General features: G+C 69.7%; 11 protein-coding genes. 7 read left to right on the forward strand and 4 right to left on the reverse strand.

The genetic code is table 11. From position 1 onward, the window contains the following. Window positions 1–2: 2 nt before the first annotated feature. Entirely contained in the window at window positions 3–425 is a 423-nt protein-coding gene (locus CQZ88_RS22495) for an organic hydroperoxide resistance protein (RefSeq protein WP_050034692.1), read from the reverse strand. Then, entirely contained in the window at window positions 422–913 is a 492-nt protein-coding gene (locus tag CQZ88_RS22500; RefSeq protein WP_006946904.1) for a MarR family winged helix-turn-helix transcriptional regulator, read from the reverse strand. The genes CQZ88_RS22495 and CQZ88_RS22500 overlap by 4 nt, the downstream gene beginning before the upstream one ends. A gap of 149 nt (window positions 914–1062) precedes the next feature. Here CQZ88_RS22500 and CQZ88_RS22505 point away from each other — a divergent pair, with 149 nt between their 5' ends. The 6 genes from CQZ88_RS22505 (at window position 1063) to CQZ88_RS22530 (ending at window position 10259) form a co-directional block, all read left to right on the forward strand. Then, window positions 1063–3489, forward strand: coding sequence for an ATP-dependent Clp protease ATP-binding subunit (locus CQZ88_RS22505; RefSeq protein WP_029541747.1), 2427 nt, complete (start codon window positions 1063–1065; stop codon window positions 3487–3489). A 319-nt stretch (window positions 3490–3808) separates the two neighbouring features. Further along, window positions 3809–4804 carry an MCE family protein gene (locus tag CQZ88_RS22510; RefSeq protein WP_006946898.1) on the forward strand — a complete coding sequence of 332 codons (996 nt, stop codon included), beginning with the start codon at window positions 3809–3811 and terminating at the stop codon, window positions 4802–4804. A 364-nt stretch (window positions 4805–5168) separates the two neighbouring features. Then, window positions 5169–6308: a type III polyketide synthase gene (locus tag CQZ88_RS22515; protein ID WP_232334103.1), complete on the forward strand. Its 1140-nt coding sequence runs from the start codon at window positions 5169–5171 to the stop codon at window positions 6306–6308. Window positions 6309–6318: 10 nt separating this feature from the next. Further along, window positions 6319–6834, forward strand: coding sequence for an isoprenylcysteine carboxyl methyltransferase family protein (locus CQZ88_RS22520; RefSeq protein WP_006946895.1), 516 nt, complete (start codon window positions 6319–6321; stop codon window positions 6832–6834). After that, window positions 6827–7843: an NAD(P)/FAD-dependent oxidoreductase gene (locus CQZ88_RS22525; protein WP_029541754.1), complete on the forward strand. Its 1017-nt coding sequence runs from the start codon at window positions 6827–6829 to the stop codon at window positions 7841–7843. Before CQZ88_RS22520 ends, CQZ88_RS22525 begins: the two co-directional genes overlap by 8 nt. A gap of 37 nt (window positions 7844–7880) precedes the next feature. Further along, complete coding sequence (locus CQZ88_RS22530) at window positions 7881–10259, forward strand: MMPL family transporter (RefSeq protein ID WP_065922951.1); 2379 nt, start codon at window positions 7881–7883, stop codon at window positions 10257–10259. On the opposite strand, the gene CQZ88_RS22535 is transcribed toward CQZ88_RS22530, so the two are convergent. Both CQZ88_RS22535 and treS read right to left on the reverse strand, forming a co-directional pair. Next, window positions 10225–11622: a hypothetical protein gene (locus CQZ88_RS22535; protein ID WP_180987064.1), complete on the reverse strand. Its 1398-nt coding sequence runs from the start codon at window positions 11620–11622 to the stop codon at window positions 10225–10227. The two genes, CQZ88_RS22530 and CQZ88_RS22535, sit on opposite strands and share 35 nt — an antisense overlap. Next, window positions 11619–13457 carry a maltose alpha-D-glucosyltransferase gene (gene treS / locus CQZ88_RS22540; protein ID WP_006946891.1) on the reverse strand — a complete coding sequence of 613 codons (1839 nt, stop codon included), beginning with the start codon at window positions 13455–13457 and terminating at the stop codon, window positions 11619–11621. The genes CQZ88_RS22535 and treS overlap by 4 nt, the downstream gene beginning before the upstream one ends. A 305-nt stretch (window positions 13458–13762) precedes the next feature. Here treS and CQZ88_RS22545 point away from each other — a divergent pair. Then, a partial coding sequence (locus tag CQZ88_RS22545; RefSeq protein ID WP_102800337.1) for a 3-deoxy-7-phosphoheptulonate synthase occupies window positions 13763–14720 on the forward strand: 958 nt, incomplete at its 3' end.

Below are 14720 nucleotides of genomic sequence, written 5' to 3' on the forward strand. Positions count from 1 at the left end.
GGTCAGTCCTCGGTGACCTCGAGGTCGACCTCGATGTTGCCGCGGGTGGCGTTCGAGTACGGGCACACCTGGTGGGCCTTCTCGGTCAGTTCGAGGGCTTGTGCGCGCGGCACGTGGGGCAGCGACACCTCGAGCGTGACCTTCAGGCCGAAGCCGCCGCCGTCGGTGCGGCCGATGCCGACGCGTGCTCCGACCGCCGAGTCGGCGACGTCGGCCTTGTCCTGCCGGGCGACGAGCTGCAGCGCCGAGTGGAAGCAGGCGGCGTATCCCGCGGCGAAGAGCTGCTCGGGATTGGTGCCCTCGCCGGTGCCGCCCATTTCGGTGGGGATGGCGAGGCCCAGGTCGAGCTTGCCGTCGGAGGTCCGGGCGCGGCCGTTGCGACCCTCTCCGGTGGCGAGTGCTTCGGCGGTGTAGAGCACGTTCATGGCTTCTCCTGTGGGGTGGCGGGATGGGGATCGGGTGTTTCGGGGCGGTGCAGCGCCTCGGTCATGCGGTGGAGCGTGTCGCGAAGGGCGGCCAGCTCGTCGGCCGCGAGGCCGCTCGCGCGGGCCATGCGCGCGGGGATGTCCTCGGCGCGGGCGCGCAGCTCGCGCCCGGCCTCGGTGAGGTGGATCTGCACGCGGCGCTCGTCGCTGCTCTGCCGCCGGCGTTCGAGCAGTCCGGCGCTCTCGAGCCGCTTGAGGAGCGGGGAGAGGGTGCCGGTGTCGAGGTCGAGGGCGTCGCACAGGTCGCGGACGCCGCGGCCGCTGTGGTCCCCGCGGCTTTCCTGTTCCCACAGGGCCAGGAGTACGAGGTACTGCGGGTAGGTGACGCCGAGCCGGTCGAGCATGCCGCGGTAGGCGGCGGTGGTGGCCCGGGAGGCGGAGTAGAGCGCGAAGCAGACCTGCCGGTCGAGCGCGAGATCGTCGGACACGAGAAATAAAGTAGCGCACCGCTATGTTGTGCACAACTGAAATTCGGGCCTCAAGGATATGGCGCACATCACACCATCTGTGGAATTGACAGGGGACCCGACACGTTAGTTGAGTGAGAAAGACTCAAGTCCGAGAGAGAGGCTTCGGAATGCCGGCATTCTTCGGGCCTGGTGGCCCTGGGCGTATCGACATCACCCGCTACCTGAGCCGTGGCACCCAGGAACTCATGGCCGCTGCGGCCCGATTCGCCGCCGAACGCGGCGACACGGACCTCGACGCGCTCCACGTCCTGCACGTGATGGCGGAACAGGACCCGGTCCGGTCGGTCATGACCCGCGCCGGGGCCGATCCCGCCGAGGTCCTGGCCGCGGTGGAGCAACGGCTCCCGCAGGAACAGACCCGCACCGCGGTCACCGCTCCCGCCCTCACCGGCGCGATCAAGACGGTGCTGCTCGAGGCGCACCAGCTCACGCGCGCCCTCGGCGCGACCTACATCGAACCCCAGCACCTGTTCGTGGCCCTCGCCGCCGACCAGGAACACGGGGTCGGAGGGCTGCTCGTCTCGGCCGGGATCACCGCTCAGTCGCTCCAGGCCGCCCTGCAGCCCGCCGCGCCCGCCGAGGCGGCGCAGGAGCAGTCCGCCACCCCCACCCTGGACAAGTACGGCGTAGACCTGACCGAGCGTGCCCGCGGCGGCGGCATCGACCCCGTCATCGGCCGTGCCGACGAGATCGAGCAGACCGTCGAGATCCTCTCCCGCCGCACCAAGAACAACCCGGTTCTGGTCGGTGAGGCCGGTGTCGGCAAGACCGCGATCGTCGAGGGTCTGGCCCAGCGCGTCGTCGACGGCGACGTCCCGGACAGCCTGCGCGGCAAGCGGATCGTGCAGCTCGACCTGACCGGTATGGTCGCCGGCACCCGGTACCGCGGCGACTTCGAGGAGCGGCTGACCAAGGTGCTCGACGAGATCGCCGCGCACTCGGACGAGCTGATCGTCTTCGTCGACGAGATCCACACCGTCGTCGGCGCGGGCGGCGGCAACGAAGGCGCGATGGATGCCGGCAACATTCTCAAGCCCAAGCTCGCCCGCGGGGAACTGCACATCGTCGGCGCCACCACGCTCGACGAGTACCGCAAGCACATCGAGAAGGATCCGGCGCTCGAGCGCCGCTTCCAGCCGGTCACCGTCGGCGAACCCGGCCACGACGACGCGGTCGCGATCCTGCGCGGCCTGCGGGACCGCTACGCCGAACACCACGGTGTGCGGTACACCGACGACGCGCTCGACGCCGCCGTGGACCTGTCGGTGCGGTACCTGCCGGACCGGCACCTGCCCGACAAGGCGATCGACCTGATCGACCAGGCCGGTGCCCGGCTGCGGCTGCGCTCACCGCGCGTCGACGAGAAGGCGTTGCGCGAGCAGCTGGCCCGGCTCGAGGCCGACAAGGACCGGGCCGTCGCGGCGGAACGCTACGAGCAGGCCTCGCGACTGCGCGACCAGATCACCGAGGTGCAGGCCCGTCTCGATGCCGGCGCCCCCGCCGGTGCCGAGGTGCCCGAGGTGACCGCGGAACTGATCGCCGAGGTCGTCTCCCGCGCCACCGGCATCCCGGCGACGCGGATGACCCAGGCGGAGAAGGAGCGGCTGCGCGGCCTCGAGGACGAACTGCACCGGCGCGTCGTCGGGCAGGACGAGGCCGTCCGGGCCGTGGCCCGGGCCGTGCGGCGCAGCCGCGCCGGCATGAGCGATCCGCATCGGCCGGTCGGCAGCTTCCTGTTCCTGGGTCCCACCGGCGTCGGCAAGACCGAGCTGGCGAAGGCGCTGGCGGAGGTGCTGTTCGGCGACGAACGCAAGATGCTGCGGGTGGACATGAGCGAGTTCGGCGAGCGGCACACCGTCAGCCGCCTCGTGGGGGCGCCCCCGGGCTACGTCGGCTACGGCGAGGCGGGTCAGCTCACCGAGCAGGTGCGGCGCAACCCGTACTCGGTCGTGCTGCTCGACGAGATCGAGAAGGCGCACCCGGACGTGTTCAACACCCTGCTGCAGGTGCTCGACGACGGCCGGCTCACCGACGGCCAGGGCCGCACGGTCGACTTCACCAACACCGTGGTGATCATGACCAGCAACCTCGGCTCGGACATCATCTCGAGCCGCGGCGGGGCGCTGGGCTTCAGCACCGGGGACGCCGAGGCGGCCGAGAAGCCGCTGCGGGACCGGGTGATGGGTCGTCTGCGCGAGTCGATGCGGCCGGAGTTCCTCAATCGCATCGACGAGATCGTGATCTTCCGCAGGCTCGACACCGAGCAGCTGCACCGGATCACCGACCTGCTGTTGGACGACAGCCGCAAGCGACTGCACGCCAAGGGAATCGAGATCGAGTTCACCGAGGCCGCCGTCGACTGGATTGCCGAGCACGGCCACCAGCCGGAGTTCGGGGCGCGGCCGTTGCGCCGGTCCATCCAGCGCGCCGTGGACGACCGCATCGCCGACCTGCTGCTCGACGACGTGCTCGTCGAGGGTGGGCAGGTCCGAGTCGACGTCGCCGACGACGAACTGGACCTGATGGTGCGCTGACGCTGCCACCGACGCGCAGGCACGCGGGGCGGTGACCGGAACCGGTCACCGCCCCGCGTGCTGTGCAACGGGTCCGCGGGTCGTCGTCGAGCCCGGCTCCGACCGGGCGTCGGCGACGCGGCCCTGTTCCACCGGCCCCTGCGGCATTTGTCCGTTGTCCGGGCGCGCAACTTGTCACCCGCAGTGACAGTGATCACACTGACTGGGCAGCGGTCTGCGATCCCGTGCGGGCCCGGGGTCGCAACGAAGGAGCCGCCCAGGTGGATGTGCAGCAGGGGGAGACGCGGATCGCGGTCGACGAGGAGGAGTTGCAGACGCCATGGCCGAACCTCGCAGCCCGGCCGCGGTGGGGGCCCTCGCCATCCTCGTGATGCTGTTGGCGACGCTGGCGGTCTTCTCCTTCGATTCGCTACCGCTCCTGGGAGCCGGCGCCCTCTACCGTGCCGAGTTCACCGAAGCAGCGGGCCTGAGACCTGGCAACGAAGTCCGGATCGCCGGTGTCAAGGTCGGCAAGGTCATGTCGGTCGAACTCGAAGGCGACCACGTCGAGGTGACGTTCGGAGCCAAGGACGCGTGGATCGGTGACAACACCTCCGCCTCCATACAGATCAAGACGATCCTGGGGCAGAAGTACCTGGCCCTCGACCCCCGTGGCTCCGAGGTCCTGAATCCGCGGGAGGTGATCCCACGCGACCGCACCACGTCTCCCTACGACGTGCTCGAGGCCTTCTCGGCGGCGGCACAGACCATCGGGGAGATCGACTCCACCCAACTCGCCCAGAGCCTGACGGTGTTGTCCCAGGCATTCGACAACACCTCCGACGACATCCGCGCCTCCCTCGACGGCGTCACCCGACTCTCACAGACCATCGCGAGCCGCGACCGAGAATTGCGCAGACTGCTCGACGCGACCGAGCACACCACAGGGGTGCTGGCCGACCGCAATGCCGAATTCACTCAACTGATCACCGACGCCGGACTGCTCATCGGGGAACTGAACAGCCGGCAGCAGGCGATCTCCCAGCTGCTCACCGGAACCCAGCGCCTGTCCCGGCAACTGACCGGACTCGTGCGCGACAACGAAGCCACCATCGGACCGGCACTCGAACAACTCCGCGGCGTCGTGCAGATCCTCGACGCCCGCAACGACGACCTGAACCGGGCGCTGGAGCTGTACTACCCCTTCATCCGCATGTACACGAACATCATCGGCAACGGGCGCTGGTTCGAGGGAGTCATCGTGAATCTCACCCCGCCCGGGTTGCCGGATATTTCGGCGCCGCGCAGTCCCATTCGCACGATGGAAGGCAATTGACCGGCAGACGTCGCATGAGGCCGCAGCGCAGACAGGTCACGCCGCTTCGCCCGCACCGCCACCGGCCCACCTCCGCTCGCCGACACGGGACTGCACATCCGAGCAGTTGCACCGGCATCCCCAACCGAGAGATGATCGTTCGGTCCGGCGCCCACGTCCCATAGCGGCCGCACGCTCCGAAGACGTGGCCCCGGCGGCGGGACGCCGTTCCGGGTTCCGAACCGGACGTCCCCGCGCTCCCGGCTCTCACCCCAGGGTCACACTTCTCACCCCTAGGGTGGCTATCGAGGCTCCCGATCCCGGACAAGTGTCGAGCTGGGTAAGTGGCGCGGCGCCACAAGCCGCGCGATGCGAGGAGTCACTCATGAGCATCGTCAACCTGCAGGCAGACCCCCGGGCCGCTCCGGGGCAGCGCTCCACACCGAAACCCCTCGTCGAGGGGACGACGCTGGCGGGGGTGTGCGGCGTCGTACCACCGCACCGTTACGCTCAGGCCGAGCTCACCAAGATGTTCGCCGACTACTGCCTCGGCGAGGACGGCGACATCAGGTTGCTGCAGCGGCTGCACGCCAATGCCGAGGTCCGGACGCGGCACCTGGTGCGCCCGCTCGAGCGCTATCCGGAGCTGCACGACTTCGACGATTGCAACAACACGTTCATCGAAGGTGCGATCGAGTTGGGTGCGGCCGCCGTGACCGGCGCGCTCGCCCAGTCCGGGATTCGACCCGACGAGGTGGACTTGATCATGTCCACCACGGTCACCGGTGTCGCCGCCCCGTCGATGGAGGCCCGGATCGCGTATCGGGTCGGGCTGCGACCCGACGTCAAACGGGTGCCGATCTTCGGGCTCGGGTGCGTTGCCGGTGCGGCGGGAACAGCGCGTCTGTACGACTATCTGCTCGGGCACCCCGACGACGTGGCCGTCCTGCTGTCCGTGGAACTGTGTTCGCTGACGGTGCAGCGCAACGATCACTCCATCGCCAATCTCGTGGCGACCGGGCTGTTCGGCGACGGTGCGGCAGCGGTGGCGGCCGTCGGTGCCCGGCGCGCCGAACGGACCCGGGCGCGCGGGCCCCGGGTGATCGCGTCGCGCAGCCACCTGTACCCGGACACCGAGCGGACCATGGGGTGGGATGTGGGGTCGAGCGGCCTGAAGATCGTCCTCGATGCCCAGGTGCCCGCCGTGATCGAAAAGTACCTCGGTGCGGACGTCCGCTCGTTCCTGGCCGAACACGGATTGCGGACGGACGACATCACCGCCTGGGTCTGCCATCCGGGAGGGCCGAGGGTGATCCGCGCGGTCGAGTCCGTGCTCGGTCTGTCGTCGCAGGCGTTGGAGATGACCCGCCGGTCGCTGGCCGCGGTGGGGAACCTGTCCTCGTCGTCGGTCCTGCACGTGCTGCGGGACACGCTCGAACAGCGCCCCCCGGAACCGGGCACTCCGGGGCTCATGATGGCCATGGGGCCGGGGTTCTGCTCCGAACTCGTCCTCCTCGAGTGGTAGCGCGGACGCCATGTTCTATCTCCTGCTCGTCGCCGCGGTCGCCACGGAGCGGCTCGCCGAGCTGGTGGTGTCCCGGCGGAACCTGGCGTGGAGCATGGAGCGCGGGGGCCGGGAGAGCGGCCGCGGACACTATCCGGTGATGGCGTCACTGCACGCGGGGCTGCTGGCCGGATGCCTGATCGAGACGTTCGGCGTCGGCCGCCGGTACGTGCCGGCTCTCGGCCGGCCGATGCTGGCACTCGTCCTGGCGTCGCAGTGCCTGAGATGGTGGTGCATCCTCACCCTCGGACACCGCTGGAACACCCGCATCGTGATCGTGCCCGGATTGCCCCTGATCCGCCGTGGGCCGTACCGCCGGCTCCGGCACCCCAACTACGTGGCCGTCGTCGTCGAGGGTGCGGCACTGCCGCTCGTCCACTCCGCGTGGGTGACCGCGGTGACCTTCACTGCGCTCGATGCCGTGGTACTTCGGGTGCGGATCCGCGCCGAGAACGCCGCCCTGCGCGAACTGGTGCGCGATGCATGACCTGATCGTCGTCGGCGCCGGCCCCGCCGGGCTGGCCACGGCCCTGTATTCCGCCCGGGCCGGCCTCGATACGGTCGTGATCGAGTCGAGGCCGTCGCCGATCGACAAGGCCTGCGGGGAGGGTCTGATGCCGGGCGCGGTCGCCTGCCTGCGCGAACTCGGTGTGCCGGTCGACGGACATCCCCTCCGGGGGATCCGGTACACGGACGGGCACTGCCGGGCCGAGGCCGTCTTCCGCGACGGCCACGGCTTGGGGGTGCGCCGCACCGATCTGCAGGCAGCATTGCAGTCCGAGGTCGTGACGCGAGGTGTTCCGGTGCTGCAGCGCCGGGTCTCCGAGATCACGCAGGATGCCCGGTGCGTGACGGCCGCAGGCGCCACGGCGCGGTACCTCGTCGCGGCCGACGGGCTGCACTCCGCCATCCGACGGCAGCTGGGCCTGGACCGCCCACCGTCCGGTCACCACAGGTGGGGGTTACGCCGGCACTTCGAGGTGGCCCCATGGACCGACTTCGTGGAAGTGCATTGGGCCCGCGACCGCGAGGCCTACGTCACCCCGGTCGGTCCCCGCCTCGTCGGCGTGGCGCTGCTCTCCGCTACCCGCGGGTCGTTCGCCCGGCAGCTGGCCGAATTCCCCGCCCTTGCCCAGCGGCTCCCCGACACCGCGGCGACCGCCGTCCGGGGGGCGGGACCGATGCGTCAGGACGCCAGGGCCCGCGTCGCGGGCCGTGTGCTGCTCGTCGGCGACGCGGCCGGATACGTGGACGCGATCACCGGCGAAGGCATCGACGTCGCTCTGAAATGCGCACGCGCCCTTGTGCAGTGCCTCGAATGCGGGCAACCGGCACGCTACGAACGGGCATGGTCGCGGGCGTCGCGGCGCTCACGCCTGCTGACCTCCTCCCTGCTGTGGGCGCGTCGGCAACCCCGCCTCGGCCCTGTCATCGTGCCGCTGGCTGCGCGGTCACCACGCCTGTTCGCTGCCGCCGTCCATCAGGTCGCACGATGACGATGTCGACGTCCCCGACCCGGCCTCCGCCACGGCCATGACCCGCTGGGCCGCACTTCTTCTCGCACGCCGGTGGCTCGTGCTGATCGTGACCGTCACCGCGCTGGTGCTCGGCGGCGCATGGGGGCTGGGGGTCTTCCCCCATCTGAGGTTCGAGGGCTTCCTCGACGACGGGAGCGAAGCCGCGCACGTCACGCACCAGGTCGAGGAGCACCTCGGCCGCCGGGAGCCGGACATCGTCGCCATCTACACCGCCCCACCCGGGCAGAGCATCGACGACATCGGACCCGAGGTGGCCGGGCACCTCGCCGCTCTCGATCGCACCCGGGTCGAGCGCGTCGACACCTACTGGACGGTGCCCGTGGTCGAGAAACCGTACTTGCGCTCCGCCGATGGCACCCGAGCGCTCGCGACGGTGACCCTGCAGCATTCCGGGTCGGGTGATCGGCCGCCGTACCACGATCTGCTGTCCGTGCTGCAGGTTCCCGGAGTCGACACCCAGCTGACCGGCAAGACCGTGGTCGACGATTCGTTCAACACGCAACTGAAGACCGACCTCGTCGTCGCCGAGTCGGTGTCGCTTCCGCTGACCCTGATTCTGCTGGTGATGATCTTCGGCGGACTGACCGCCGCGGCGGTGCCGGTTCTCGTCGCCGCGCTGTCGGTGCTCAGCGCGCTCGGGACGCTTCGGCTGCTGACCATGTTCACCGCGGTCAATGCCTTTGCCCTCAACGTCACCTCCCTTCTGTGTCTCGGTCTGGCCATCGATTACGGACTGTTCATCGTCAGTCGGTTCCGGGAAGAACTCCGCTCCGGCGCCTCGCCGAACGACGCGGTCCGGCGGACCGTTCTCACCGCGGGCCGCACCGTGTGCTTTTCCGCGCTGCTGCTCGTATGTGCCTTCGCCGGAATGCTCGTCTTTCCCCAGGAGGTGATCCGGTCGCTGGGTTTGGGCGCCATCTCGGCCGCCCTCAGCGCGGCCCTGCTGTCCTTGACCGCCGTGCCCGCGGCCCTGGCCGTTCTGGGTGCCCGGATCAACAGTCTGACCTGGCGCCGCGGGGCGGTCGAGCGCGGCGAGGTGCGAGCCCACCGATTCTGGGGAGCCGTCGCCGACCGGGTGATGCGCCATCCGCTGCGCGTCGCAGTCCCGATCATCCTCGTGCTGGTGGTGTTCGCGGCCCCGGTCGTTCTGACGCGGTTCGGCTCGATCAGCTACACCTCGCTGCCGCCCGGCAATCCGGTTCGCGCGGCCACCGAACAGCTGGTCCAGGAATTTCGGTCACCTGGTGGCGACATCACCGTCCTGGTGCACGGAACAGCCGGCTCGCCCCCGCCCCTGCATGCGAGCCTCGGGTTCGTGGCACAGGCCGATGCCGTCGACGGGGTCACCGGTGCGCAGCCCATCGCCACGACCTCGGATTTCACCGTCATCTCCGCGGCGGTGACCGACCGATCGGACGTCGAGCGCGCGAACGCGGCCGTCGCAGCACTGCGTGAGCTGGCGCCGCCGGCAGGAACCCGGATCGAGGTCGGCGGACCGTTCGCCCTCGAGGCCGACAACAATCACGCGATCACCGAGGCGCTGCCCACCATGATCGCCGTCATGGTGGGTGCGACACTGCTGCTGCTGTTCCTGGCCTTCGGCACGGTGGTGCTGCCGGTCAAGGCGGTCGCCATGGCGGGACTGAGCCTCGGGGCGACCTTCGGGCTGCTGACCTGGATCTTCCAGGAAGGACACGGCGCCGGTCTCATCGGTGTGGCTCCGGAGCCCGTCCAGCCCACCCTGGTCGTGTTGATCCTCGCCGTCGTGTTCGGCCTGTCGACCGATTACGAGATCTTCCTGATGTCGCGGATGGTCGAAGCGCATGCTGCGGGGGCGTCGACCGAGACGGCGGTGCACACCGGTACCGCCCTCACCGGTCGTGTCGTCACCTGCGCCGCGCTGATACTCGGTACGGTCACCGCGGCCTTCGCGCTCTCCCCGATGACGATCATGCGGTTCATCGGACTGGGAATGATCTTCGCCCTCGTCATCGACGCCACGCTGGTCCGCATGCTGCTGGTTCCCTCACTGATCAAGCTGATGGGCGACGCGAACTGGTGGGCGCCGGCACCCCTGGCACGCCTGCACCGACGCATCATGCACGGATGGTCCGAGGGCCGGGGCCCGCGCCACCGGGCCACCGCGGGAGGCCGGTCGACACCCGCCGCGGGCCGGCACCGGTCCTCCGTGGACCTGCGCCGACCACGCCGGAAAGGGTCCTCCCCGGACCGGGGGGCGGCCGCGATCGACCCGGTCCACCGGCCGCATCGGGGCGGACTCGACGACCCGGCACCCTCGGGTGAGGATCCCCTGGCGGATACCACCGACGGCCACAGCCCTACGTCGCCTGCACCAGCCGACGGATCGCGTTGAGCGGCAGCCGGATCCACTGTGGCCGGTGGCGGGCCTCGTAGACCACCTCGTAAACGGCCTTGTCCAGTTCGTACGCGCGCAGCAGCGCGGCCGACTCGCGCGGATCCGCGCCGGACGCGCCCGCATAGCCGTCGCAGAACGCGGCGGAGTTGCGCTGCGCCCATTCCTGCGCCCGGAACTCGCGTTGCGCGGCGGCGGCCTCCGACGTCGCATCGTGCAGGGAGTGGTGGGCCGCGTAGTCGAACGAGCGGAGCATCCCCGCCACGTCGCGCAGGGCGCTGTCCGGTTCCCGCCGTTCGTCGAGGGACTTGGCGGGCTCGCCCTCGAAATCGATGAGCAGCCAGTGTTCCGGGGTGCGCAGCACCTGCCCGAGGTGCAGGTCCCCGTGGACCCGCTGCACCGTGGTCGTGCCGGTGGCCGCCGCCTCCGCCAACCGCTCCCGCACCGCCGGGGCGAATTCCGCCAGTTCCGGTACGACGGCACCGGCCGCGTCCAGGCGGCGCAGCATGCCGTCGACGATCTCGCCGACGGGTCGTTGCGACGTCCCGAGGGACTGCGCCAGCAGCGCGTGCACCTCGGCCACGGCCGCGCCCATCCGCTGCGATTCGCCGGCGAAGTCCGTGCCCACCTCGTCCGCCCGCAGGTCGGCCTCGAGCAGCAGGTCCCGCACGCTGCCCAGAGCCATCGACCAGCCGTCGGCGGAGTTGGCCGCGAAGTCCTGCACCATCGCCAGCGTCGTGCGCACGCCGCCGATCTCGGCGTCGATCCACGCGCGCACGGGGGCGACCGACCGGCAGCCCGCCTCGCCGAGCGCGAGGTGCAGTTCCACGTCGGGGTTGACGCCCGGAGTGATCCGGCGGAAGAGCTTGAGCAGCAACTGCTCGCCCAGCACGACGGAGGTGTTGGACTGCTCGGCGCTGAGCGCCCGCCCGCGCAGTCCCTCCTCGATGACCGTGCCGGGCACGGTGTGCAGCTCGACCGGGCCGTACACCTGCCCGGTGGCGATCGAGTGCGCGTACAGGTCGATGATCTCCTGGTCGCGCAGGCCGTCGTAGGCGTGGGGGCGGTCGTCGCCGCTCCCGTCGGGCCGCGGCAGCGCCCAGGGTGCCAGCTCGTCGGGCAGGTGCGGGCGATACCCGAGCGGCACCTGGTAGATCTGCTCGGCGTCGGATTCGAACTCGACGGTCACCAGCAGGTGGTCCGCTCCGAACGCGGGGGTGTCGGTGAGCGGTTCCCGCAGCATGATCCGGACGGCGGCGACGGTTCTGCCCTTGGCGGCGAACCAACGCTGGTGGGGAAGCCACTCGGCCAGCAGGGCCTCGAGCTCCGCATCGGAGTAGTGCTGCACGTTCGGATCCCTCATGGCTGCACCGCCGCCTCGGCTTCGCTGCTCACCGGATGTTCGCCGACGCCTTCCCTCGTCGGATCGGGCTGCAGCGCGAACCAATAGAAACCGTGACCGGGCAGGGTGATCATGTACCCCTCCTCCGTGATCGGTGGGAACGGGACGGAACCGGTGAGCTCCACCGGAATCCACCCTGCGAACCGGGACAGGTCCAGGATGACGGCCTGGGGATACCGGGACAGGTTGTTCACACACAGGATGACGTCGCTGTAGTTGCGGTCCGGGCCGAGCGGCATCTCCCGCAGGTACGACAGGACGGCCGGGTTGGCGCTGCCCAATTCGGTGAAGGCGGCCTTGCCGAACGCCGGATGCTGCTTGCGGACCTGGATCATCCGGCGCGTCCAGTGCAGCAGCGTGTTCGTCGAGTTCATCTGCCGCTCGACGTTCACGGACTGGTAGCCGTAGGTCGGATCCATGATCGTCGGCAGGTACAGCCGCGCGGGGTCCGCCCGCGAGAAGCCCGCGTTGCGGTCGGGTGTCCACTGCATCGGCGTGCGCACGGCGTCGCGGTCGCCGAGCCAGATGTTGTCGCCCATCCCGATCTCGTCGCCGTAGTAGAGCACCGGCGAGCCGGGCAGGCTCAACAGCAGAGCCGTGAACAGCTCGAGCTGGTTGCGGTCGTTCTCGAGCAGCGGGGCCAGCCGGCGCCGGATGCCGATGTTCGCCCGCATCCGCGGGTCGGTGACGTACTCGGCATACATGTAGTCACGTTCTTCGTCCGTGACCATCTCGAGGGTCAGCTCGTCGTGGTTGCGCAGGAAGATGCCCCACTGCGCACTGCTCGGAATCGGCGGTGTCTGGGCGAGGATCTCGGAGATGGGGAACCGGTTCTGGCGCCGCACCGCCATGAAGATGCGCGGCATGAGCGGGAAGTGGAACGCCATGTGGCATTCGTCGCCGACCTCCGGCTCGCCGAAGTACTCCACCACGTCGCTGGGCCACTGGTTCGCCTCCGCCAGCAGCACCCGGCCCGGATACTCCGCGTCGATCACCGCGCGGCACTTCTTCAGGAACGCGTGTGTCTCGGGCAGGTTCTCGCAGTTGGTGCCCTCGCGTTCGAACAGATAGGGCACCGCGTCCAGCCGGAACCCGTCGATCCCCAGGTCGAGCCAGAAGCGCAGGACGTCGATCATCGCGTCCTGCACCTCGGGATTGTCGTAGTTCAGGTCCGGCTGGTGCGAGAAGAACCGGTGCCAGTAGTACTGCTTGCGCACCGGATCCCACGTCCAGTTGGAGGATTCGGTGTCGACGAAGATGATGCGCGCATCCGGGTAGCGCTCGTCGGTGTCGGACCACACGTAGAAGTCGCCGTACGGGCCGTCCGGGTCCGTACGCGACTCCTGGAACCACGCGTGCGTGTCGGACGTGTGGTTCATGACCAGGTCGGTGATCACGCGGATACCGCGCTTGTGCGCCTCGTCGAGGAACGTGACGAAGTCGTCGACGGTGCCGAACTCCGGGAGCACCGCCCGGAAGTCCCGGATGTCGTACCCGCCGTCGCGCAGCGGGGAGTCGTAGAACGGTGGCAGCCAGATACAGTCGGCGCCCAGCCAGGCGATGTAGTCGAGCTTCTCGGTCAGCCCGCGCAGATCACCCGTCCCGTCGTGGTTCGAGTCGTTGAAGGCGCGCACCAGGACCTCGTAGAACACCGCGGTCTTGAACCAGTCGGGATCCACCGCGAGGTTTCTGGCATGGGAGAAGTCCTCGGACTGGGCCTCGACGAGATGGCCGTCGGCTGTGTGTTCCGGTTCGTTCGACCGGTCCCTGGACTCGTGTGAACCTTCGAGCGGCATAACACCTCGGCGATCGTCTCGGCGGTACGGGCAGTGTTCTCGGTTCGTTCCGACCGTAGGGGGGTCGGCGCCGTCGCGCTGGCAATGCGGACTCGCCCCGGGCCCCCGATGTGCACCCCCGCGGGGGCTCGGGTAGGGTGTCCGTCATGCAGCGTGCATATTTCTGGTTTAGCAGGCCGGCCCGGGGTGGGTCGGTCGGCGTAACCGCGCGCTGACTTCTTCCACCTACGAGCCGGACACGGACCGGCTCGCTGGGATCTTTCAGGTTCAGCCAGGGTCGGCCCGGGAACAGGAACCGAACCCCGATGACCACCAGCACCTCCATCTCCACCGCGAATCTCGACGAACAGCGGACCGTGCGGATCAGCCCGCTCGTCGCCCCGGCCGTCGTCCGCGGCGAGCACGCCCCCGACGAGGTGGCCGCCGCCACCGTGCGCTCGGGCCGCGCCGACACCGTGGCGATCCTCGACGGCACCGACGACCGGCTGCTCGTCGTGGTCGGGCCGTGCTCGGTGCACGACCCCGCCGCCGCGATGGACTACGCGCGCCGCCTCGCCGCCAAGGCCGACGATCTGCGCGACGACCTGCACGTGGTGATGCGGGTGTACTTCGAGAAGCCGCGCACCACCCTCGGGTGGAAGGGCCTGCTCAACGACCCGCACCTCGACGGCACCTACGACATCAACACCGGTCTGCGCATCGGCCGCAAGCTGCTGCTCGACGTGTCCGGCCTCGGACTGCCGGTCGGGTGCGAGTTCCTCGACCCGATCCTGCCGCAGTACTACGCGGATCTGGTCACCTACGGCGCGATCGGTGCCCGCACCGCGGCCAGCCAGGTACACCGGCAACTGTGCAGCGCCCTGTCCATGCCGGTCGGCATCAAGAACTCCACCGAGGGTGACGTGCAGGTGGCCGTCGACGGCACCCGCGCCGCCGCCGCGAGCCACGTGTTCCCCGGCACCGATCTCGACGGGCAGGCCGCGCTCATCGAGACCGTCGGCAACCCCGACTGCCACGTCATCCTGCGCGGCGGCTCCGCCGGCCCCAACTACGACGCCGGGACGGTCGCCGACACCATGGCCCGCCTGCGCAAGGCCGGTCTGCCCGAGCGCGTCGTGATCGACGCGAGCCACGGCAACAGCAGCAAGAACCACGAGAAGCAGGTCGACGTCGTCACCGACATCGCCGAGCGGCTCGTCGCGGGCGAGAAGGGCATCGTCGGTGTGATGCTGGAGAGCTTCCTCGCGGCGGGCCGTCAGGACC

Source organism: Rhodococcus sp. ENV425 (assembly GCF_002887785.1).
Classification (GTDB): domain Bacteria; phylum Actinomycetota; class Actinomycetes; order Mycobacteriales; family Mycobacteriaceae; genus Rhodococcus; species Rhodococcus aetherivorans.

What these genes read in the sequence shown, in the direction of transcription:
- CQZ88_RS22525 (WP_029541754.1), top strand. Translation starts at nt 6,827, where the DNA reads ATGCATGACCTGATCGTCGTCGGCGCCGGCCCCGCCGGGCTGGCCACG.
- treS (WP_006946891.1), bottom strand. Translation starts at nt 13,457, where the DNA reads ATGCCGCTCGAAGGTTCACACGAGTCCAGGGACCGGTCGAACGAACCG.
- CQZ88_RS22510 (WP_006946898.1), top strand. Translation starts at nt 3,809, where the DNA reads ATGGCCGAACCTCGCAGCCCGGCCGCGGTGGGGGCCCTCGCCATCCTC.
- CQZ88_RS22505 (WP_029541747.1), top strand. Translation starts at nt 1,063, where the DNA reads ATGCCGGCATTCTTCGGGCCTGGTGGCCCTGGGCGTATCGACATCACC.
- CQZ88_RS22530 (WP_065922951.1), top strand. Translation starts at nt 7,881, where the DNA reads ATGACCCGCTGGGCCGCACTTCTTCTCGCACGCCGGTGGCTCGTGCTG.
- CQZ88_RS22535 (WP_180987064.1), bottom strand. Translation starts at nt 11,622, where the DNA reads ATGAGGGATCCGAACGTGCAGCACTACTCCGATGCGGAGCTCGAGGCC.
- CQZ88_RS22515 (WP_232334103.1), top strand. Translation starts at nt 5,169, where the DNA reads ATGAGCATCGTCAACCTGCAGGCAGACCCCCGGGCCGCTCCGGGGCAG.
- CQZ88_RS22495 (WP_050034692.1), bottom strand. Translation starts at nt 425, where the DNA reads ATGAACGTGCTCTACACCGCCGAAGCACTCGCCACCGGAGAGGGTCGC.
- CQZ88_RS22520 (WP_006946895.1), top strand. Translation starts at nt 6,319, where the DNA reads ATGTTCTATCTCCTGCTCGTCGCCGCGGTCGCCACGGAGCGGCTCGCC.